Raw genomic sequence first — 19983 nt, 5'->3', positions numbered from 1 at the left:
GGCCGCCCGGGTCGGGGTAAAGTGATGAAGCTCGGGTCCGCTACCAGACGCCAGCCAGCCGGGCACCCGTTGCCCGAGGAGGTGGGAGCTTATGGCCGAGAATGGACCACAAGGAGCCGAATCTCCGGCAGAGACGGGTGCGCTCGAGGCGTTTATCGAAGAGAAGATCCGCGCGGAGGGCGTGCCGGGATTGTCGATCGCGGTGGTGAAGGCAGGGCGGGTCGTCTGGGCGAGGGGTTTCGGGCTCGCGGACCTCGCCACGTTGGCCCCGGCCGGCCCATCGACGAGCTACCTGTGGTTCTCGATGACGAAGATCGTGACCGCGACGGCGGTGATGCGGCTCGCCGACGCGGGCGACCTCGACCTCGACGCCCCGGCCGACGAGTACTTCCGGGGTTTCAAGGTGGTGTCGCAGCCCGTCCCCGTGACCGTCCGCCACCTCCTGAACCACAGCTCCGGGCTCGCCAACCCGCTGCCGATCAGGTGGGTCAGGCCGGCCGATGCTCCGGCCTCAGACAACGGCGCCTTCGTCAACCGCCTTCTCGCCGGGCACCGCAGGCTGAAGTTCGCCCCCGGCGAGCGGGCCGGCTACTCCAACCTCGGATATCTGGTGCTTGGGGAGGTAATCTCCGCGGTCTCGGGCGCGGGCTACGAGAGATACGTGCGGGAGGAGGTACTCACCCCCCTCGGGATGGACCGCACCGGCTTCACCTACCCCGAACCGGCCAGTGATGCCGCCACCGGCTACCACCCCCTCTGGAAACCGCTAACCCCGCTCTTCAGGGCGGCGCTGCCTGGGGGCATTGTGGGAGCCCGGCAGGGAAGATACGTCTCCTTTAACCCCTTTTACGTCAAGGGACCGGCCTACGGCGGGCTGGTGGGCGGCGTAGCCGAGGCCGCCCGGTTCGTCCGGCTTCACCTGAACGGCGGCGAGGTGGGCGGCACGCGGCTGCTGTCAACGGGCGCGGTCGCCGAGATGCAAAGGGTCACGCCCAGGGGAGGCAAGCGGGACTTCGGGCTTGGCTGGTACCGGGCGCACGAGGCCGGGGAGCGGCGTCCCTTCTACGTCGAGCACTTGGGCGGCGGGGCCGGGTTCTGGAACGTGATGCGTATCCACCCCGGCGAGTCGCTCGGCGTGGTGATGATGGGCAACACCACCGGCTACGACCACGAATCCATCCTGGACGCCGTCGTTAGCGCGCCATGGGTATGATGCCAGCGTTCGAAGCACGCGCAAGGCGCCGTTGTGACAATATGTCCCCCTGGTTGTGACACCTGCCTCGTGACGGTGGGACTCTCCTCGCCGTAAGCTGCCAGCATCTCAAACGAAGAGCCGGCAGCCACGGAAGGGAGCCACAGATGAGCGCACCGAACACGACCAGGTGGATTGGCGTAGGATTGCTTGGCTTGCCCCTCTACGGGGCGCTTACCTTCTTTTCGAGCCTGAACCCCCAGCCCGACCCCAACACCCACCCCGCGGCCTGGGCTCGCTACGTCACCACCGACTTCTACTTGCTGAAGCACCTCTTCGCCAGCGGGCTTGGCCTGATCTTGGTGATTTTCGGCACGTTTGCCTTGGGCGCCTACCTCATCAGAAGCCGCGCCGGAAGCATGGGGTTGGTGGGGATGGTCATCACTGTCCTGGGCACCCTCTTGTTCCTGATGGTCGGCGGGGTCTCTATCTTCGCCGCGCCGAAGCAGGGGCAGGCGATCCTGTCGGGCATAGAGGAGTATGAGAAGCTGCCCGACATCCTCGCAGATACCGCACTTCTGCCAACCATGGGGGTGGGTGTACTGCTGATGTTGGTGGGCAACGTGCTGCTGGGCGCGGCGGTCTGGCGCTCTAGGACGCTGCCCAAGTGGGCAGGAGCCCTCTGGGTCGCTGGCTCCGCCCTTCCCCTGCTGGGACAGGTGTACATAATCCTGCCTATCGGCGCCGACAGCACCCCGCCAACGGTGCCCACGGGGGCGGTGCTTCTGGTGATGGGCGGGGCGTGGATGGCCTACAGCGTCCTGCGCGGACTCTCGACTGAGAAGGTAGGCGTCCGAGCCCAACCCAGAGTGCAATAACCAACCTCCTCCGGATCGCCGCGCGATCCAACCCGGGCGCGGCGATCCTGGATCAGAAAACCGAGAAGGAAAGGAGTGACAGCGATGGCGACCACCACCGCAACACCGGCCCGCGCCGCGGCTGCAACGAGGGCCTTCCCGCTGAAGTACTTCGTGTTGGCCTTCGCGTGCACCTGGGTCTTGTGGGTGCCAGCGGCGCTCGAAGCGCGGGGCCTGATCTCGTCACTCCCCGTACCGGCAACCTTCCTCGGCGCCTTCGGCCCCATGGTCGCGGCCATAGTGGTTACCGCCCAGGAGGGCGGACGGGCCGGATTGCGGTCCCTGCTCGGCCGGGTCGTGCGCTGGCGCGTGGCGCCCGTCTGGTACGGCGTCGCCATCCTGGGCCCGCTCGTGATCACGCTGGGCGCGATCGCGTTGCAGGTGGCCCTGGGTGGGCAGCCGCCGAGTCTCGGGTTGCTGATCGGGGCGCTGCCCACGGTGCTTTTTGTGTCCGTGTACATGCTGATCACCGTCGCGCTGGGCGAGGAGGTGGGCTGGAGGGGCTACGCCCTTCCCGCGCTGCAGGCACGCTACAACGCCCTTATCTCGAGCGTGATACTGGGGGTGATGTGGACCCTGTGGCACCTTCCGGTGTTCTTTAACCCCGACACTCACTACAGCAACCTGCCCTTCGTCCTATTCCTGGCCTACATAGTCCCGTTCGCGGTCCTCATCACCTGAGTGTTCAACTCCACGGGGGGAAGCGTGCTCATGGCCATCTTCTTCCACGCCGTCATGAACGCCTCTGGGGAGCTGTGGAAGACCATACCCGAGTATTCGGCCGAGCCCGCGAGCCTGGCTGAGGCCTTGGCCCGAAACACGCACGTCTACCTGGTGGGAGCCATCGCACTGTGGGTTGCCGCCGTCGCCGCGGTACTCGTCTACGGGACGCGCAACCTCTCGCGCCGACCCAGGCAAGTGCTGGCAGACACAACGGGCAAGACCCAACCGAGGGCTCGATAGCCAGCCCCCGGACCGAGGGAGGCAGCGCACTATGTCCACGACCACCGCCAACCAACCTTCCGCCGCACCCTCTCCGCTCCGGCGCGTGGTTGCCCGCCACCCGGTGACGACCTTCCTGCTCATGGCTTACGCTATCGGATGGACCGTCTTCTCTCCCGTAATCCTTTCGGAGATGGGCCTTATCTCTATACCGGTAGAACCGTCGCTGATGATGGTTACTTCCGCTGCCTCGGTCCTGGCGCTCGCCCTGCCGGCTCTCCTGGTGACGGTCGCCACGGGCGGTAGGGATGGTGTGCGGGACCTGCTGGCCCGGTGTCTCAGGTGGCGGGTAGGTATCCGCTGGTACTTGCTCGCGCTGCTCGGCCCCCTGGCCGCCACGCTGCTCGTGTCGAGCGCGTTCCTCGGCCTGTCGCCGCTTGAGGCGCTCGTGCGGAAGTGGCCGCTCCTGGTCTCCGTGTTCCTGCCGGAGATACTGGTACCGCTGGTGCTGATCCAACTCTTCGAGGAGGCCGGCTGGACGGGCTTTATGCAGAACGCGCTGCAAGAGCGCCGCGGACCTTTGCTTGCGAGCCTGCTGGTGGCGCCCGCCTTCGCCCTGATGCACCTGCCCCTCGTCTTGCTGGATGTTCCTCGCGGCGGGTTCGTGCCCTTCGTCGTTGGCATCGCAGTTCAGGTGGCGTTGCTCACGATAATCGCGGTGTTCTTCCGGGTGGTCATCATGTGGATCTACAACCGCGCCCGGCGCAGCGTGCTCATCGTGGCGCTCTTCCACAGCTCCTTCAACTCGGCGACCGGCTCGGGGGACGCGAGGTTTACCTCCGAGCTGGTCTCAGGGCCCGCGGCGATGCTGGTCCCGGTGGCGGTACTCGTGGTGCTCGCGGTGGTGATCCTCACCTTCACCCGGGGCCGGCTCTCTTACAAGGCTACCTATGGAGAACGTGCCGTGGAATCGTCGCGGGGACGTGGTGTGGAGAGGGCCCGCGTGGCACCATGAAGGCGGAATGAACAGGAGAATGAAGCTGACGGGCGTGCATCCCGGCAGAGCCGGGGCGAGTCCTCTGCCCCCCGACTCCTCCACGGCCAGGCCCCTCGGCGGGCGTTCTCTGGTCCTTGCCCGCGCGACGTGGGGGATCGTGGCCGCCCTGGCCGTCTCGCTCTTCGTCGCGGGCTTGCCGGTCGAGTTCGCGCTGCTGCACGAGCCGTGCCCGACCGCCCGATGCACCACGGGGCAGCTCCCGCCCGCCGGTCTTGACGCCCTGGAGGATCTCGGCCTCTCGCCCGGCTCGTTCGCGGCCTACTTCGTCGCGCTGGACGTCGTCTTCGCCATGGCGTGGTTCGCGGTCGCGGCCCTCATCTTCTGGCGCAGGTCCGACAGCCGCATGGGGCTGTTCGTCTCCCTTACGCTGCTCACGTTCGGGACGGCGACCTTCGCCTTCACCCTGGGGGCGCTTGTGGTCCGCCACCCCGCCTGGGGGATACCTGTTGCCTTTCTCCACTTCTTCGGGTCTGCCTCCTTCGGCCTGTTTTTGTACCTCTTCCCGGACGGGCGGTTCGTGCCCAGATGGACCCGCTGGGTGGCGCTCGCCTGGATCGCCTGGCAGTTGCCCCCGTATTTCTTCCCCGGCTGGCACCTGGACCCGGGCGCCTGGTATCTCTGGGCACAGGCCGTGGTGTGGCCGGCCGCGCTTGGCACCGCGCTCTACTCCCAGGCCTACCGCTACCGGCGCGTCTCCGACGCGAAGCAGCGGCAGCAGATCAAGTGGGTTGTCTTCGGCATCTCGGTGGCGCTTGCCATATTCATAGGCACGAACCTGGGTGTGAGCGCGTTCGCCTCTGTTCCCACGTCGCCGGGGACGCTTGCTGCGTTCCTGACCGGGTACCTTTTCATCTACGCTGCCCTGCTCCTCATCCCGCTCTCCATCGGCATCGCCATCTTGCGCCACCACCTCTTCGATATAGACCTCATCATCAGGCGCACGCTGGTCTACGGGGCCCTGACCGCGAGCGTGGTCGGCCTCTACGTCCTGGTGGTCGGTGGGCTCGGCGTGATGCTGCAGGTGAGGGGCAACCTCCTGGTCTCTATCCTCGCGGCGGGGCTCGTCGCCGTGCTCTTCCAGCCGTTGCGCGAGCGGCTTCAGCGGGACGTCAACAGGCTGCTCTACGGCGACCGGGACGACCCCTACGCGGTACTCTCGCGACTGGGATCTCGCCTCGAATCGAGGCTCGCCCCCGACGCCGTGCTGCCCGCCGTCACCCGGACGGTGCGGGATGCCCTGAAGCTTCCGTATGCCGAGATACAACTCAGGCGAGAAGACAGGTTCGAGACCGCGGCGGTCGCCGGTAGTCCGGTGGAAAACCCGCTCCGCCTGCCGCTCGTCTACGGGGGAGAGACGGTCGGCCGGCTGGTGCTCGGGCCGCGGGCCGGGCAGGAGGGGTTCCCCGACGCGGAGCGCCGGCTTCTGGAGGACCTGGCGCACCAGATCGGGGCCCCGGCCCACGCCGCCATCATGACCGACGAGGCGCTGCGCCTCTCCGCCGACCTCCAGCGCTCGCGCGAGCGGCTCGTCGAGGCGCGCGAGGAGGAGCGCCGCCGCCTCAGGCGCGACCTGCACGACGGCCTCGGCCCCCAGCTCTCCAGCCAGGCGCTAACCGTGGACGCCGTCCGGGCGCTCATGAGGCGGGACCCCGACGCCGCCGAGGAACTCCTGCTCGACCTGAAGTCGGACGCCCAGAACGCGGTCACGGACATCAGGCGGCTGGTCTACGGGCTCAGGCCCCCCGCCCTCGACGACCTCGGCCTCCTCGGCGCCCTGCGCGAGACCGCGGCCCAGTACGACGCGAAGGGCTTGCGTGTCGCGGTAGAGGCGCCGGAGAGACTACCCTCCCTGTCTGCGGCCGTCGAGGTCGCCGCCTACCGCATAGCCCAGGAAGCCCTGACCAACGTCGCCCGCCACGCCGGGGCCCGGTCGAGCACCGTCTCCCTCGCGCTCGACGGGGACGGCGCACTGCGCGTGGAAGTCAGCGACGACGGTGTCGGGATGCCCGACCCGCATGCCGGTCCTTCCGGGCACGCCGGGGTGGGCCTGACGTCCATGCGCGAGCGGGCGACCGAGCTCGGCGGGAGCCTGGACGTGGAGGAGCTCCCCGAGGGTGGCACCAGGGTACGGGCCAGGCTCCCGCTGCCCGAGGAGGGATGATGGATAGACCAAACAAACGCATCCGTGTTCTCGTCGCCGACGACCACCCGGTCTTCCGCCGGGGGATGCGCGCCATACTCGGGGCCGACCCCGAAACCGAGCTCGTCGGGGAGGCGACGGATGGTGATGAGGCGATCGCTCGGGCGCTGGAGTTACGGCCTGACGTGATCCTGATGGACCTCAACATGCCCAACACGACGGGCATAGAGGCGACGCGCCGCATCTTGGAAACGAGCCCCGGCACCGCCATCCTCATGCTCACGATGTTCGAGGACGACGACTCGGTCTTGGCCGCCATGCGCGCCGGGGCCCACGGCTACCTGCTCAAGGGCTCCGACGGTGCCCAGACGCTGCGCGCGATCCACGCAGTCGCGGACGGGGAGGCCATCTTCGGGCCCACGATCACAAGCCGCCTGACGGAATACTTCGCCAGCCCCGAAAGGGGCCGCAAAACCGGTCCCTCGCACGCTTTCCCGAACCTTACCGAGCGGGAGCGCGAGATCCTCTCTCTCATGGCGGGGGGCTACACCAATACGGCCATAGCCACCCGCCTCTACCTGAGCCCAAAGACCGTGCGCAACTACGTATCGAGCATCTTCACCAAGCTCCAGGTTACCGACCGCCCCCAGGCAATCGTCCGGGCCCGCGAGGCCGGGCTCGGGACGAAGGATACTTTGTAGAGCCATCGGCTTTCAGCCAAGAGCAAAAGGGCCGATGGCTGAGTGCGGAGGCGAAGTCGGGGCGTGCCTAAAGCGGGGTGCGGCGTGGCGTTGTCCCACTGCGTCACATGTGAGTCGGGGGCTTAAGGGCGCGGCCGGAAGCGTCGACAAGTGTGTCGGGAAGGACGGCACGGTCCTTCGGATGACAGATGGCCGTCCTTACGAACTTCACGGTCCGCGTCTGGAAAGGAGCACCGCAAACTATGACCACCCGCACCAGGCACCTCGCTGCCGTTTTGGCTCTGCTGATCCTGCTCGTCGTATCCGTTGGCCTCGTGGCGCCCACCGACGCCGCCTCGGCAACCGGGAAGCGGCCGGCGGTCGCCCGCCTCATCTCAGCGGCCGGGCAGATCTCACCCTCCCTCGCCCGCCTCGAGGCCGGCCTGCAGCTGGTGCCCCGCGGCTCCGTGTTGACCAGCGCGGGCCGACTGCGCCCCGCGGCGGACCTCGGCGCCTGGGCGCGTTCGCGCGGCTACGCGCGAGTAACCCCCGAGCTCGGCGACGCGCTGGCCGAGGGATCGGCCCCGGACGCGACCACCCGCGACTGGACCCGGTGCTACGAGCGCGGGAACGGCGCCGCCGTGATCTGCCCCGACGGATTTATCGAGGTCAATTAGAGCATTCAGCCATCAGCGGCCAGCTTTCAGCCAGAACAAAAAAGCTGACCGTTGATGGCGGCGGGCCGGAGCGTGCTGATGGCTGACAGCGCGGTTTGCAGGCCGTTGGCCGAAAACCTCGGGGACGCCCGCCGGAGGTTACCGGCGCAGTCCGGTTGGCACTCTTCCTTGAGGGATCTCGTACACCACGCGCTTCTCTGAGTCCAGCGCTTACTCGCGCCCGTCGCGGGAGAGGCTGGCGCGAAGGGCTCGTATTACGCCGAGGCCTCCGAAGACCGAGCCGAGGAGGGCCAGGGGCCAGGCGAGGATGCGGGGGAAGCGGAGGGTGAGGAGGGAGGAGAGCAGGACGGCGCCGCTGATGGCGCCCGCCAGGGTCCGTTCGTGGGTCTGGAGCGGGACGCTGCCTTTTCTGAGGGCGGCATTGCCGACGCGGAAGGCGGTCGCGCCCGCGCCGGAGCCGGTCCCGGCCACGCCGCGGCGGGCGCGGCGGTCCGAGGCCCGCATCGGCCGCTCGGGCTGCACTTCCCGGGTGCGGCCCGAGCGGACGAGGTTGACCTCCCTGGCGTTGGCGAGGTCCTGCTCGAAGAGCGCCTCCATCTGGGCCGCGAAGCCCGCGTCTTCGACGACGAGGTCTATCTCCCAGTTGGCCGAGAGGCTGCTGAAGTTGAGGTTGGTCGAGCCGACCTTGGAGTACCAACCGTCGGCTACGACGGTTTTGGCGTGGATCATGGGCCCGGCGTACTCAAAGATGCGTACCCCCGCTTCGAGGAACTGCCTGTAGCCGGTCCGGGAGAGGGCGCCGATCCAGGGCAGGTCGTTCGTGGCGGGCGTGAGGACGCGCACGTCCACCCCGTCGCCGGCCGCGGCCATCAGGGACTGGGTGAGGATCGGCATGGAGAGGAAGTAGGGGTCCGTGATCCACAACCTCTCCTCGACACCCGCGGTCAGGAGCTGGAGAAAACGGAGCGTCCGCAGCTTCTGCGGCTCCTGGATGACCACCCGCGCCGCCCCGTCGCCGGACCTGGCTATGCCCCCGGCCCCGGGCCTCTCTTCCTCCGGCAGCGGTGCCGCGCCGCTCTCGTCCCAGAGGCCTGCGAAGGCGAGGTCGAGGTCGGCCACGGCAGGCCCCCTGACGCTCACGGCGGTGTCCCTGTAGGGCAGGCCGTTCTCCGGTGAGCGGACCATCCAGCCGTCGGCTATGCACACCCCTCCGGTCGAGGCGTACTCGCCGTCGACCACCAGAAGCTTGCGGTGGTCGCGCCTGATGACGCCGAGCGGGTACCCGAAGGCGGGCGGGTTGACCGGGCGCACCTCGGCGCCGGCCCTCCGCAGACCTTTCCAGAAGGAGCGCGGTACGTCCAGGCAGCCGAACCAGTCGTAGAGCACGCGCACCCGAACGCCCGATTCCGCTTTGGACCCGAGCGCCGCGGCGAACCTGTGCCCGATCTCATCGGCCTGGAAGATGTAGTTGTCCAGGTGAACCCACCGCTCTGCCCGCGCGATGGCCGCGAGCCAGTCCTCGTAGGTGTCGGGACCGTTCTTGAGCAGGTGAAGCCCGTTTCCCTCGCGCAGCGGCGCATCGCTGACCCGCGCTAGCGCCCTATCGAGCCTGCGGCGACCCGGACGTTCCCCGTGGCCATTCGTCGCCATCCCGTCCCACCCACTTTCGTCCTTCCGGATAGTCTACCGGGTCCGCGCCCGGTCGTGCCGCCGAACGGGTGGGGGGCGAACCTGTAAGATTCGACGTGACCGTAATCGCGACGACGGAGGAAGAACCGTGGGCGGGCTCGCGGGCGAGAGGTGCGTCCCGTGCCGGGGCGGCGTACCCGCCCTGGACGTAAAAGAAGTGGAACGACTCCTCCTCGAAGTCCCCGGCTGGTGCGTGGTGGACCGCGGCGGCGTCGACTCCCTGAAGCGGGAGTTCCGGTTTGCGGATTTCGCCTCCGCGCTCGCCTTCACGAACAGGGTCGGCGCGTTGGCCGAGGAGGCGGGGCATCATCCCGCCCTCCTGACGGAGTGGGGGAGGGTGACGGTAGCGTGGTGGACGCACGCGATCGGCGGCCTGCACCGCAACGACTTCGTTATGGCGGCCAGAACGGACAGGGCATACGAGACTATTTCGGAGGATGATGGCCCGGATTCTTGACGGTAAGGCGACCGCCGCGGAGATAAAGGCCGAGGTCGCCGCAGGGATCGAAGAGCTAGAGGCCGCCGGCCGGTCGGTGCGGCTCGATGTCGTGCTGGTGGGCGACGACCCCGCCTCCGCCACCTACGTGGGCGGCAAGGAGGCCGATGCCTCGCAGGTCGGCATGGCCTCCAGGGTCCACAGGTTCCCGGCCGGCGTCACCCAGCAGAGGCTCACCGACCTGGTCGACGAACTCAACCACGACCCCGCGGTCTCGGGCTTTATAGTCCAGTTGCCGCTGCCGGAAGGGCTCGACCCGCTGCCCCTGATCTCCCGGATAAGGCCCGAAAAGGACGTCGACGGCCTGAACCCGGAGAGCGCCGGAAGGCTCTCCATGGGCTTGCCATCCCTCATGCCCTGCACGCCGCACGGGATCATCCAGCTCCTCCGCCGCCACGACCTCCCGCTCGAAGGCCGCGAAGCGGTGGTGCTGGGCCGCTCCAACCTCGTCGGCAAACCCATGGCCCAACTCCTCCTGCGCGAGAACGCGACGGTGACCGTCTGCCACTCGCGCACCCGGGGTCTGGCCGAAGTAGCTTCGAGGGCTGACATACTCATCGTAGCCTCGGGCCAACGAGAGATGGTGGGGGCCGAGCACGTCAAGGAAGGCGCGGTCGTGGTCGACGTCGGCATCCACAGAAAGCAAGAGGGCGGCCTCGCCGGAGACGTGCGCTTCGACGAGGTGGAGCCGAAAGCCTCCGCCATAACCCCCGTCCCGGGCGGCGTGGGGCCGATGACGCGGGCGATGTTGCTCCACAACGCTCTCCAGGCCGCCCGCGCAACGCTTGCGTAACCACGCGACCACCGAGGCCAAAGCCGCCCTGAGGCAGTCGGTCCTGCGCCGCCGCGAGGCTCTGTGCGAGAGAGAACGCGCCGCGTTCGGCAGGACGATCCTTTCGAACGTCCGGGATCTCCCGGCCTACGAACGCTCCGGCGTCGTCCTTGCCTACGCTTCCTTCGGAACCGAACTCGGGACCGACGAGTTCCTCGGGCGCGTCCTCGACGACGGAAAGACCCTGCTGCTCCCCAGGGTCGAGCGCGGCGACCTCGGCCTCTACCAGGTGCGCGACACCGCGCGGGACCTGTCACCCGGACCTTGGGGTATACGCGAGCCGGTGCCGGAGCGTTGTCCGTTTGCAGATGCCGGCTCCGTCGATTTTGCCCTGATCCCCGGCGTCGCCTTCGACCGGATGGGTGGGCGACTGGGGTACGGCGGCGGCTTCTACGACCGTCTGCTCGCGGGCGGGCTGCCGCGGAGAGCCCCGCGCGTCTCGGTGGCGTTCGAGGTCCAGGTCGTGGAGAAAGTCCCCGTCGACCGGCACGACGTGCCGGTCGACCTCGTGATCACGGAGAAGGGGATGTACCCCGGGAAAAATACGCCGGGGGTTCTGTAGGCCGGGTTGTTCTGGCCTGAAGCGGTTTGCAGAGAGGGTGAACCTGCTTGCGAAGCTATCAGCTATCAGCGGTCAGCTTTCAGCCGGGGACAAAAAGCCGATGGCTGAGAGCGCAGGCCGTAAGGCCGGAGCGGGCTGATAGCTGACCGCTCTAGACGCTGGTCTCGGCCGGGACAGCGTATCGGCTCAACCGCTCGTAGAGGGGAATGCATTCTTCGAGTAGGGGCACGAGCCTCTGCGGGAAGGCGTCCGATTTGGGCTGGTAGGACGAGAAGCCGGTCGAGGCGTGGACGTTAGCGTACCAGTGTTTGGCCCAGACGCCGTCCTCGGGCTTGGGGCCGGCGGGCCAGCGGAGCATCTCCTCGTAGAAGGGTATGCCCAGCCTCCCGCAAACCCGGCGCAGGACGCCCGGCGGGTCGAGTAGGAGCTGCTTCGCGTCCAGGACGACCGGGACATCGTCGTGGCGTAAGGCGTGGTCCAGGATCTCCACTTGCTGCAGCAACCCGGTGTCGCGCATGGTCGGGTTCGGGAGTTGCCGGGCCAGGGAGGGGAGCATCTCGGCCGGGTCGCGGGTAAGGAGGACGTTCGTGGTGCTATTAAGAAACCCGCGGTCCAGGTCGGTCAGGTGGTGGGCCATGTTCTTGAAGAAGTGAACGGACATCTCGCAGGGACCGAGGATCACCTCTTGGACCACGCGGTCGCCGTCTTGATCCATGACCGCAAGGACCTCTTCGTCTCCGGGATGGTCGGCGCGTGTGACCTTCAAGTAGTGCCCGTAGAGTGGCTCGTCCACCACCAGCGTGTCCGGTCTTTGCCGGAACGAGTACATGAGGGCGGTAGAGACGTTGCGGGGCCCCGACCAGACGCTCAATTTCAGGCAGTCCGGCACGGGCTAACCCCGCGAGACCGAGCGGGAGACGGCTTCGGCGTAGAGCCCGTGCAGGCGCCGGGTCATCGGTCCCGGTCCTCCCTCGCCTATCGTCCTTCCGTCCACCTTTATTACGGGTGTGAGGCCGCCGAAGGTGCCCGTTACGAAGGCCTCGTCGGCGTCGTAGACCTCGGTCAGGGAGAAGGGGCGCTCCGAGACGGGGATTTCGTCTTCCTTGCAGAGCTCGACGATCATGCGCCGGGTGATGCCGTTCAGGGAGTATTGGCCCGTCGAGGTCCAGACCTCCCCGCGGCGAACGATGAAGAAGTTGGTAGCGTTGCAGGTCGCGACCGCACCCGTCGGGTCGAGCATGAGCGCCTCGTCCGCGCCGGCTTCGAGCGCCTGGAGCAGCGCGACCACCTCGTGCAGCTTGCTGTGGCAGTTGAGCCTCTGGTCGAGGGTGTCGGGCGGGGGACGCCTTACGGTCGAAGTAAAGAGGCTGACGCCCTGCTCCTTGACCTCGGGGTCGGCCTTTTTGTGCTCCGCGATGATCACCACGTTCGGGCCGCCGACCACCAGGCGCGGGTCCTGCGAGGGGGTCTTCTTGTCCCCGCGGGTCACCATGAGGCGTATGTGGACGTCGTTCGTCATGCCGTTGCGCCGGACCGTTTCGCGAAGCGCGTCGGCCAGTTGCTGGCGGGTCAGCCCGATCTCGATCCCGATGGCTTTGGCGCCCTGAAAGAGTCGGTCGAGGTGCTGATCCAGAAAGGCGAAGTCCCCTTCGTGCAGCCGGATGCCCTCCCAGACGCCGTCGCCCACGAGAAAACCGGAGTCAAAGACGGAGATCCTGGCCTCCGCCCTCGGGAAGAACTCGCCGTTTATGTACACGAGCACGCCCTCGTTGCGTTTATCCGGCACCGCTTCGTGCGTACCCCTCTGCATCCGATCTCCTCTCGCCGCTTCGCGCGAAGTAAAGCACGAACGCCACACCGGAATCCGGCCGCGTTACTTACGCCTCCTTCCGGCCGTGGGTTATGATGCTTCGGACGTTCGGGAGGCGAGAGGAGCGGTTGCATGGCCGAAAGAGAGACCACGGTTGGCGCCGATGCGGGTATCCACGGGAGGCCGGCGGCGCAGTTGGTGAAGGCCGCCAAGCAGTTCTCGTCGCGCATAGAACTGGTTAAGGGAACCCGCGAGGTCAACGCGAAGAGCATAATGAAGGTCACGGGGTTCGCCCGGAAGGGGGAGCGGGTGACCGTCCGGGCCGAGGGCGATGACGCCGACGAGGCCGCGGAAGCGGTGGCGAACCTCATAGCGACGGAAGGACACTGATTGGCCGTCGAGTTTGCCGGCGTGGGAGCGTCCGAGGGGGTTGCCTTCGGCCCGGCCTACGTGCACCTTGGAGGCGAGGTCGAGCCGGAGCGCACGCGCATACCCGAAGGTTCTTTTGACGAAGAACTCGCCCGTTTCCGGGCCGCGGTCGAGGCCGTGGCAGGGAGGCTCAGGGAGACGGGCGAGAACCTGAAGGGCGATATCGGTGAGGAAGAGGCCGCCATCTTCGAGGTCCACGCCGAGATGGCCGACGACCCCGAGCTCCTGGAAGGCGTCGAGGAGAGGCTCCGCAACCTGGAGAGCCCCGAGGCCGCCGTCCTGGCGGTCGGCGAGGAGTACGCGGGCGGGCTCGCGGCCCTGGAAGACGAGTACCTGGCCGCCAGGGCCGACGACGTGCGCGACGTGGCCCGCCAGATAGCGGTCGAGATCATGGGGGGCGGCGCGATGGGCCTGGAAGCGCTGAGGACGCCGAGCGTGATCCTCGCCCGCAACCTGGCGCCCTCGGATACCGCGAGAATACCCAGGGGCATGGCCCTCGCTTTCGTAACCGCCGGCGGGTCTCGGACCTCGCACGTCTCGATCATGGCCCGCTCCATGGGCATCCCCGCCGTCGTGGGCGTCGGCGACGCTTTGGAAGCGGCTTTAAACGCCGGGACGGTGGCCGTGGACGGCGGCGCGGGAGTCGCCGTCGCGAACCCGGACCCAGAGACGCTCGCCGCGTTCGAGGAGCTCCGGTCGCGAAGAGAGGAAGAGCAGGCCACGCTCTACGAGTATCGGCACGTCGAGGCCCGCACGGCCGACGGCCGGCGCATCGAGGTGGCGGCGAACCTCGGGTCCGCGTCGGAGGCGGAAGGGGCGCTCGAATGGGGGGCCGAGGGCGTCGGGCTCTTTCGGACGGAGTTCCTGTTCATGGAGCGGGACGAGTTGCCTTCCGAGGAGGAGCAGTACGAGGCGTATTCGGCCGTGGCGCGGGCCTTCGGGGACCGGCCCGTGATCCTGCGCACCCTCGACGTCGGCGGGGACAAGAGCCTGCCCGGCGTAGATCAGCCCGAGGAGGAGAACCCTTTCCTCGGCTGGCGTGGCATCCGCATGAGCCTGGAAGTCCCCGAGCTCTTCGGGCCGCAACTGCGCGCGGCGCTGCGGTCCGCCGCCCACGGCAACCTGAAGGTGATGTTCCCGATGGTCGTCGACGCGACGGAGTTCCGGGCCGCCAAAAGGATACTGGGCACGTGCCAGGAGGAACTCGAAGCGGAAGGCGTGCCGACAGGGCCCGTCGAGGTGGGGGTCATGATCGAGACGCCCGCGGCCGCCCTCGGCGCCGCGGAGCTCGCCCGCGAGGCCGCCTTCTTCTCCATCGGCACCAACGACCTGGTCCAGTACACCCTGGCCGCCGACCGCGGCAACGAAAAGCTCCGCCACCTCCAGAGCGCCGACCATCCCGCCGTCCTGAAGCTCATAAAGATGACGTGCGACGCCGCGGGCACCGCCGGCATCCCGGTGGGTGTTTGCGGGGAGGCCGCTGGCGAGCCCGCCATGATCCCGCGCCTCGTCGAGCTCGGGGTCACGGAACTGAGCATGGGCGCACCGGCTATCCCACGCGCAAAGCAAGTAGTTTCGGGGATTTAGAGCTTGTCAGCCGGTCAGCACTTCAGCTAGTCAGCAAGAAGCTGACAGGCTGAGAGCGAGGGCTGCGAAGCAGGCCGAAGCGTGCTGACGAGCGGAGGCGAAGCCGGAGCGGGCTGACCGGCTCCGCGACGGAAACGTCGTGGATGATGGTGCGTATGATGGTTTTATGGATCGTTCTACGCAACAGCGGGGGCACGGGCGGGCCGCCCTCATCGTCAATACCCGGTCGCGTAGTGGGGAGCGGGTTTTCTTCCGGGCGCTCGACCGGCTGCAGGAGTTGAACGTGCCGCTCGGGGCGACCTACCCGATCAGGGACCCCGTGAGGTTGCCCGAGACGGTGCGCGAGGTCTTGAGCGACGGGTCGGGTTACGAGACCCTGATCCTGGGCGGCGGCGACGGGTCGGTCAGCTCTGTCGTGGACTTTCTGGCCCACCACCACGTAACCCTGGGACTACTCCCGCTCGGCACGGCCAACGACTTCGCGCGCACGCTGGATATACCCTCGGAGGTGGACGGGGCCTGCGACACGGTCGCGAACGGCAAGGTCGTCGACGTGGACCTCGGCCTGGCGGGGGACAACTATTTCGTGAACGTCGCCTCCGTGGGCCTCGGCGTGGGGGCGACGCAGGCGCTTACGCCGTGGGCGAAGAAGACCATCGGGGCGCTGGCGTACCCGGTGGCGGCCATAAAGGCCTTCATGACCCACGAGCCTTTCTCGGCGAGGCTCGTCTTCCCCGACGGGGACCACGAGACCGTCGAGCACGACAGGCTCCTGCAGGTGGCCGTCGGCAACGGCAAGTTTTACGGTGGGGGGATGGTCGTCGCGCCGGGCTCGGGCATAGACGACAAGAGCCTGGACGTGTACGCGATCCAGCTCGGACGCCACCGCGACATGTTCGGCGTGGCCCGCTACCTCAAGAGCGGGGACTTTATCCGCAACGAGAGCGTGAGCCAGTACCGAACGACCCGCGTGCGCCTCGAGACTGACCCCGAACTCTCCGTCAACATAGACGGCGAGCTCGTAGCCAGGACCCCACAGGACTTCTCGGTGGCGGGAAACGCCCTGAAGGTCATAGTCCCGCAAAGCTCCACCGCCGCCAGGCGCGACCACGAGTAGCATGTCAGCCAGTCAGCCCGCTCCGCCCTGTCGGGCTCCGCTCTCAGCACGCTTCGGCCTGCTGCGCAGCCCTCGCTTTCAGCGGTCAGCTTTCGGCCTCCCAAAGTCCTACCTGGCAGCGCCTTGCGCAACGGTTCGAATGCCGTGTGGCGCTTGTACACAGACGACTAGCTGACAGGCTGAAAGCGGAAGCCGAAGGCTAAAGCGTGCTGACGAGGCGCGGAGCGCCGGGCTGACTGGCTGTTCGCGCGGTTGCTACACTGCGGGGTGTCGGTGGGGACCGAGGAGAGGAGCGGCGCGTGCGGCCGGAGGAGATCGAGGGCTTGACCGTCGGGGGGTTGCTCGACCTTGTGAGGGGAAGGCGTCCGGACCACGACGCCCTCGTCTACGCCGACCGGGGTTTGCGCCTCTCCTACGCGGAGTTCGGGGAGGCCGTGGAGCGGTGCGCGGGGGCCTTGATGGCGCTGGGCATCCGCAAGGGAGACCACGTCGCCGTGTGGGGGCAGAACGTCCCCGAGTGGGTGACGCTCCAGTTCGCGACGGGCAAGATAGGCGCCGTCCTCGTCACCGTGAACCCGGCCTACCGTTCGACGGAGCTCGAGTACGTACTGAAGCAATCCGACGCCGCCGCTCTCTTCCTGACCCCGGGCGTAAAGGACGCGGACTTCCTGCAGGTCTTGCGGGAGGCCGTGCCCGAGCTGGGTGACGCGGCGGACGGGGAGGTCTCATCGGAGAGGCTGCCCTTTCTGAAGCACGTGGTGCTCATGGGCGGGGAGACCTCGGGGGCCGTTATGGGTTTCGGGGACTTTTTGCGGGGGGCTGTGGGCGTGGAGGAGGTGCGGGAGAGGCAGGGGACGCTTTCGGCGGACGAGGTGATCAACATGCAGTACACCTCTGGGACCACCGGCTTCCCGAAGGGCGTGCAGCTCACCCACGCGAACATAGTCAAGAACGCCTTTTACATCGGGGAGTGCATGAGGCTCGGGCCGGAGGACAGGGTCTGCATACCCGTGCCGTTCTTCCACTGCTTCGGGTGCGTGCTCGGCACGCTAAACACCGTCACCCACGAGGGGACGATGGTGCCCGTCGAGAGCTTCGACCCGGAGACCGTCCTGCAGGCGGTCCACGAAGAGCGGTGCACGGCGCTCCTGGGTGTTCCGACGATGTTCATCGCGGAGCTGGATCACCCGAACTTCGAAAAGTACGAGACCTCCTCGTTGCGGACCGGGATCATGGCCGGGTCCCCGTGTCCGATGGAGGTCATGAAGAAGGTCGTGGACGTGATGGGGGCCGACGAGATCACCATAGCCTACGGCCAGACCGAGTCGAGCCCCGTCATCACCCAGACCCGCACCGACGACCCGCTCGAGATCCGGGTATCCACCGTGGGCCGCGCCCTCCCCGACGTGGAGGTCCGCATCGTCAGCATAGAGACCGACGAAGACGCCGGGCCAGGCGAGCAGGGCGAGCTCTGGACGCGCGGGTACCACGTGATGCGCGGCTACTACAAGATGGAAGACAAGACGGCCGAGGTCCTGGACGAGGACGGCTGGCTGAGGACGGGCGACCTCGCGGAGATGGACGAGGGCGGGTACGTCAAGATCACGGGCCGGGCGAAGGACATGATCATCCGCGGCGGCGAGAACATCTACCCGCGCGAGGTCGAGGAATATCTCTACACCCACCCCGAGATAAGCGACGTCCAGGTCTACGGCGTCCCCGACGAGAAGTACGGCGAGCAGGTCGCCGCCGCCGTGAAGAAACGTTCCGGTTCGGACCTTACGGTAGAAGGGGTGCAGGAGTTTTGTGAGGGTAAGATCTCGCGCCACAAGATCCCGCGCTACATAGACTTCGTCGAAGCCTACCCCATGACCGCAAGCGGCAAGATCCAGAAATACAAGCTCCGGGAGGCCGCGGTGGAAAAGCATGCTCTGAGCCGGACGGCAGGAGGCTGAACCGCGAGGCGCGTTCGACTTACTCGAGCAGGCTCAACCCGCCGAAGTCACTACCACGTTCACCAGGGACGGGCTTCCGTCCGCAGGGGCACTCTTGAGCCGGGTTGCGGAAGACCCTGGTCATGCCGGGCGACAGGAGCAACCCGAACGTGGCCTCACGAGCCGAAGCCATCCGGCACCAGTCCCTCTCGCGACCGATCTTCCCAGCGTCAAGATAGCGCGACCAGCGTCCGCCGCGCGGAAGTGTCTCAGGCACAGCAAGGGCCGGAACCATTCGGCTCCGGCCCCCAGATAGTGCTGCGGTTTAACTACCTCGCGGTTCTGCGGCCCACGATCAGACGGTAGATCGCTAGGAGAATGATCGCGCCAATGGTGGCCACGATGATCGACCAGATGAACCCACCGCCGCCCATACCAAGAAGGTTGACCGTGATGAAGCTCCCGACGAATGCCCCCGCTATCCCGATCAAAATGGTCACTATGATGCCACCCGGATCGTCGCCGGGCATAATTAGTTTTGCCAGCGCGCCAGCGATGCCGCCTATGATGATAGCGCCTAGGATTGCGCCCATTGTCTTCTACCTCCTGTATCTTGACTACTTGCGGTCCAGGACGTTACTACCCTTTAGTACGGCTGGACTAACGTTTGGTTACGCCGGTCCGCAGGAGCCGCTGCTATTATTCGGTGCGCACCAGGGAAGAGGAGGACCATGAACTTCGATCCCACAGAAGGGCAGCTTCGCTGGCGAGACCTGGCGAGGGATTTCGCCCGGACCGAGATAGCGCCCCGCGCCGCCCAGCTCGACCGCGAGCAGAAATTTCCATACGACATCGTCGCCGAGATGGCCCGGCTCGGCCTCATGGGCCTGACGCTGCCGGAGGAGTACGGCGGCTCCGGAGGGGACTTCGTGGGGTACAACCTGGCGCTGGAGGAGATCTCCCGGGCCGACACTTCCGTCGGCATCACCATGGAGGCCCACATCTCCCTGGGCTGCGCCCCGCTCGCGGCCTACGGAACGCCCGAGCAGAAGGAGAGGTACCTCGCCCCTTGCGCCTCGGGCGAGAGCCTCTGGGCGTTCGGCTTGACGGAGGAGAACGCCGGGACGGACGCCGGCGGGACGGAGACGACGGCCGAGATCGAGGGCGGCGAGTGGGTCGTGAACGGGTCGAAGAAGTGGATCACGAACGGCGGTACGGACATCACGGCGGGCGTCACGGCCATCGCCAGAACGGGCCTGCGCGAGAACGGCAAGCCCGAGCTCACCGCCATCATCCTCCCCCAAAGCACCCCCGGTTTCTCCCGCGGCCCCGGCTACGAGAAGCTCGGCTGGCGGGCCTCGGACCAGCGCCAGCTCTACTTCGAGGGCTGCCGCGTGCCGGAAGAGAACACCCTCGGCGAACGCGGACGCGGCTTCTCCCAGTTTCTCCAGACCCTCGACGCGGGCCGGGTGGCGGTCGGAGCGTTGTCCGTGGGGTTGGCGCAGGCTTGCCTCGACGAGGCGCTGTCGCGGGCGAAGGAGCGGCATCAGTTCGGCAGGGCGATAGCCGAGTTCCAGGCGATCCAGTTCAAGCTGGCCGACATGGCGATGGAGGTCGAGATCGCCAGGAACATGGTTCTCAAGGCCGCGTGGATGAAGGATCAGGGAAGACCCTTCGGGCGTGAGGCGAGCATGGCGAAGGTCTTTGCCTCGGAGACCGCGAAGCGGGCCGCGGATCAGGCCGTGCAGATCTGGGGCGGGGAGGGGTTCATGGAGGGGAGCGCGGTGGCGAGGTACTGGCGGCAGGTCAAGATCAACGAGATAGGTGAGGGAACCAGCGAGATCAACCGCCAGATCATAGCCCGCTCCCTCCTGACCGAGAGCCCCGAAGAGGTCAAGACGAAGCTGACGGCGCAGTAGACG

General features: G+C 67.3%; 20 protein-coding genes. 16 read left to right on the top strand and 4 right to left on the bottom strand.

Going from position 1 to position 19983, the window contains the following annotated elements; all coding sequences use genetic code 11:
• Nucleotides 1-91: 91 nt before the first annotated feature.
• The 8 genes from GBA63_RS12100 (at nucleotide 92) to GBA63_RS12065 (ending at nucleotide 7605) form a co-directional block, all read left to right on the top strand.
• Nucleotides 92-1213 (top strand): serine hydrolase domain-containing protein, encoded by a 1122-nt coding sequence (locus tag GBA63_RS12100; protein WP_166176398.1) that lies wholly within the window; start codon nucleotides 92-94, stop codon nucleotides 1211-1213.
• A gap of 146 nt (nucleotides 1214-1359) precedes the next feature.
• Entirely contained in the window at nucleotides 1360-2070 is a 711-nt protein-coding gene (locus GBA63_RS12095) for a hypothetical protein (protein ID WP_166176396.1), read from the top strand.
• 84 nt (nucleotides 2071-2154) lie between these two features.
• The gene (locus GBA63_RS12090) at nucleotides 2155-2790 is read left to right on the top strand and encodes a type II CAAX endopeptidase family protein (protein ID WP_228282555.1); all 636 of its coding nucleotides are present in this window, start codon (nucleotides 2155-2157) and stop codon (nucleotides 2788-2790) included.
• Nucleotides 2791-2820: 30 nt separating this feature from the next.
• Entirely contained in the window at nucleotides 2821-3072 is a 252-nt protein-coding gene (locus tag GBA63_RS12085) for a hypothetical protein (RefSeq protein ID WP_166176392.1), read from the top strand.
• 31 nt (nucleotides 3073-3103) lie between these two features.
• Nucleotides 3104-4066, top strand: a complete 963-nt coding sequence (locus GBA63_RS12080; RefSeq protein WP_166176390.1) for a CPBP family intramembrane glutamic endopeptidase — start codon at nucleotides 3104-3106, stop codon at nucleotides 4064-4066.
• Nucleotides 4067-4073: 7 nt separating this feature from the next.
• Entirely contained in the window at nucleotides 4074-6269 is a 2196-nt protein-coding gene (locus GBA63_RS12075; RefSeq protein ID WP_166176388.1) for a sensor histidine kinase, read from the top strand.
• On the top strand, nucleotides 6269-6949 hold the full coding sequence (locus tag GBA63_RS12070) for a response regulator (RefSeq protein ID WP_207956744.1): 681 nt from the start codon (nucleotides 6269-6271) through the stop codon (nucleotides 6947-6949). The genes GBA63_RS12075 and GBA63_RS12070 overlap by 1 nt, the downstream gene beginning before the upstream one ends.
• A gap of 242 nt (nucleotides 6950-7191) precedes the next feature.
• Nucleotides 7192-7605 carry a hypothetical protein gene (locus tag GBA63_RS12065; protein WP_166176386.1) on the top strand — a complete coding sequence of 138 codons (414 nt, stop codon included), beginning with the start codon at nucleotides 7192-7194 and terminating at the stop codon, nucleotides 7603-7605.
• 210 nt (nucleotides 7606-7815) lie between these two features.
• Here the strand turns inward: GBA63_RS12065 and GBA63_RS12060 are convergent, their stop codons facing one another.
• Nucleotides 7816-9255: a phospholipase D-like domain-containing protein gene (locus GBA63_RS12060; RefSeq protein WP_166176384.1), complete on the bottom strand. Its 1440-nt coding sequence runs from the start codon at nucleotides 9253-9255 to the stop codon at nucleotides 7816-7818.
• A 127-nt stretch (nucleotides 9256-9382) separates the two neighbouring features.
• Between GBA63_RS12060 and GBA63_RS12055 the strand changes: the two genes are divergently transcribed.
• From GBA63_RS12055 to GBA63_RS12045, 3 genes are read left to right on the top strand one after another with little or no spacing between them, the layout of a single operon-like run.
• A complete protein-coding gene (locus GBA63_RS12055; protein ID WP_166176382.1) occupies nucleotides 9383-9751 on the top strand; it encodes a 4a-hydroxytetrahydrobiopterin dehydratase in 369 nt (122 codons plus the stop codon).
• On the top strand, nucleotides 9735-10583 hold the full coding sequence (folD, locus tag GBA63_RS12050; protein ID WP_166176380.1) for a bifunctional methylenetetrahydrofolate dehydrogenase/methenyltetrahydrofolate cyclohydrolase FolD: 849 nt from the start codon (nucleotides 9735-9737) through the stop codon (nucleotides 10581-10583). The genes GBA63_RS12055 and folD overlap by 17 nt, the downstream gene beginning before the upstream one ends.
• Entirely contained in the window at nucleotides 10576-11184 is a 609-nt protein-coding gene (locus tag GBA63_RS12045; RefSeq protein WP_166176378.1) for a 5-formyltetrahydrofolate cyclo-ligase, read from the top strand. The genes folD and GBA63_RS12045 overlap by 8 nt, the downstream gene beginning before the upstream one ends.
• Nucleotides 11185-11335: 151 nt before the next feature.
• On the opposite strand, the gene GBA63_RS12040 is transcribed toward GBA63_RS12045, so the two are convergent.
• The gene (locus GBA63_RS12040) at nucleotides 11336-12055 is read right to left on the bottom strand and encodes a sulfotransferase-like domain-containing protein (RefSeq protein WP_207956743.1); all 720 of its coding nucleotides are present in this window, start codon (nucleotides 12053-12055) and stop codon (nucleotides 11336-11338) included.
• Between the two features lie 21 nt (nucleotides 12056-12076).
• Complete coding sequence (locus tag GBA63_RS12035; protein WP_166176376.1) at nucleotides 12077-12994, bottom strand: aminotransferase class IV; 918 nt, start codon at nucleotides 12992-12994, stop codon at nucleotides 12077-12079.
• Nucleotides 12995-13126: 132 nt separating this feature from the next.
• Here GBA63_RS12035 and GBA63_RS12030 point away from each other — a divergent pair, with 132 nt between their 5' ends.
• From GBA63_RS12030 to GBA63_RS12015, 4 genes are all read left to right on the top strand, one after another.
• The gene (locus GBA63_RS12030) at nucleotides 13127-13384 is read left to right on the top strand and encodes an HPr family phosphocarrier protein (RefSeq protein WP_166176374.1); all 258 of its coding nucleotides are present in this window, start codon (nucleotides 13127-13129) and stop codon (nucleotides 13382-13384) included.
• Nucleotides 13385-15010 (top strand): phosphoenolpyruvate--protein phosphotransferase, encoded by a 1626-nt coding sequence (gene ptsP / locus GBA63_RS12025; protein ID WP_166176372.1) that lies wholly within the window; start codon nucleotides 13385-13387, stop codon nucleotides 15008-15010. It abuts the gene before it with no gap.
• Nucleotides 15011-15176: 166 nt separating this feature from the next.
• Entirely contained in the window at nucleotides 15177-16127 is a 951-nt protein-coding gene (locus GBA63_RS12020; protein WP_166176370.1) for a lipid kinase, read from the top strand.
• Between the two features lie 299 nt (nucleotides 16128-16426).
• The gene (locus GBA63_RS12015; RefSeq protein WP_207956742.1) at nucleotides 16427-18082 is read left to right on the top strand and encodes an AMP-binding protein; all 1656 of its coding nucleotides are present in this window, start codon (nucleotides 16427-16429) and stop codon (nucleotides 18080-18082) included.
• A 308-nt stretch (nucleotides 18083-18390) separates the two neighbouring features.
• On the opposite strand, the gene GBA63_RS12010 is transcribed toward GBA63_RS12015, so the two are convergent.
• Nucleotides 18391-18654 (bottom strand): GlsB/YeaQ/YmgE family stress response membrane protein, encoded by a 264-nt coding sequence (locus tag GBA63_RS12010; RefSeq protein WP_166176368.1) that lies wholly within the window; start codon nucleotides 18652-18654, stop codon nucleotides 18391-18393.
• A gap of 138 nt (nucleotides 18655-18792) precedes the next feature.
• On the opposite strand from GBA63_RS12010, the gene GBA63_RS12005 reads away from it, so the two are divergent.
• Entirely contained in the window at nucleotides 18793-19980 is a 1188-nt protein-coding gene (locus GBA63_RS12005; RefSeq protein WP_166176366.1) for an acyl-CoA dehydrogenase family protein, read from the top strand.
• The last annotated feature ends 3 nt before the right edge of the window (nucleotides 19981-19983 follow it).

This window comes from Rubrobacter tropicus (genome assembly GCF_011492945.1).
GTDB classification, from domain to species: domain Bacteria; phylum Actinomycetota; class Rubrobacteria; order Rubrobacterales; family Rubrobacteraceae; genus Rubrobacter_D; species Rubrobacter_D tropicus.
The sequence above is the reverse complement of the archived record's forward strand: the minus strand, read 5'-3'. Positions and strand labels throughout refer to the sequence as shown.

Coding starts and splice junctions, on each gene's coding strand:
- GBA63_RS12100 (WP_166176398.1), top strand. CDS start 92: ATGGCCGAGAATGGACCACAAGGAGCCGAATCTCCGGCAGAGACGGGT.
- GBA63_RS12030 (WP_166176374.1), top strand. CDS start 13,127: ATGGCCGAAAGAGAGACCACGGTTGGCGCCGATGCGGGTATCCACGGG.
- GBA63_RS12095 (WP_166176396.1), top strand. CDS start 1,360: ATGAGCGCACCGAACACGACCAGGTGGATTGGCGTAGGATTGCTTGGC.
- GBA63_RS12090 (WP_228282555.1), top strand. CDS start 2,155: ATGGCGACCACCACCGCAACACCGGCCCGCGCCGCGGCTGCAACGAGG.
- GBA63_RS12020 (WP_166176370.1), top strand. CDS start 15,177: ATGGATCGTTCTACGCAACAGCGGGGGCACGGGCGGGCCGCCCTCATC.
- GBA63_RS12070 (WP_207956744.1), top strand. CDS start 6,269: ATGGATAGACCAAACAAACGCATCCGTGTTCTCGTCGCCGACGACCAC.
- GBA63_RS12035 (WP_166176376.1), bottom strand. CDS start 12,994: ATGCAGAGGGGTACGCACGAAGCGGTGCCGGATAAACGCAACGAGGGC.
- GBA63_RS12065 (WP_166176386.1), top strand. CDS start 7,192: ATGACCACCCGCACCAGGCACCTCGCTGCCGTTTTGGCTCTGCTGATC.
- GBA63_RS12005 (WP_166176366.1), top strand. CDS start 18,793: ATGAACTTCGATCCCACAGAAGGGCAGCTTCGCTGGCGAGACCTGGCG.
- GBA63_RS12075 (WP_166176388.1), top strand. CDS start 4,074: ATGAACAGGAGAATGAAGCTGACGGGCGTGCATCCCGGCAGAGCCGGG.
- folD (WP_166176380.1), top strand. CDS start 9,735: ATGGCCCGGATTCTTGACGGTAAGGCGACCGCCGCGGAGATAAAGGCC.
- GBA63_RS12080 (WP_166176390.1), top strand. CDS start 3,104: ATGTCCACGACCACCGCCAACCAACCTTCCGCCGCACCCTCTCCGCTC.
- GBA63_RS12010 (WP_166176368.1), bottom strand. CDS start 18,654: ATGGGCGCAATCCTAGGCGCTATCATCATAGGCGGCATCGCTGGCGCG.
- GBA63_RS12060 (WP_166176384.1), bottom strand. CDS start 9,255: ATGGCGACGAATGGCCACGGGGAACGTCCGGGTCGCCGCAGGCTCGAT.
- GBA63_RS12085 (WP_166176392.1), top strand. CDS start 2,821: ATGGCCATCTTCTTCCACGCCGTCATGAACGCCTCTGGGGAGCTGTGG.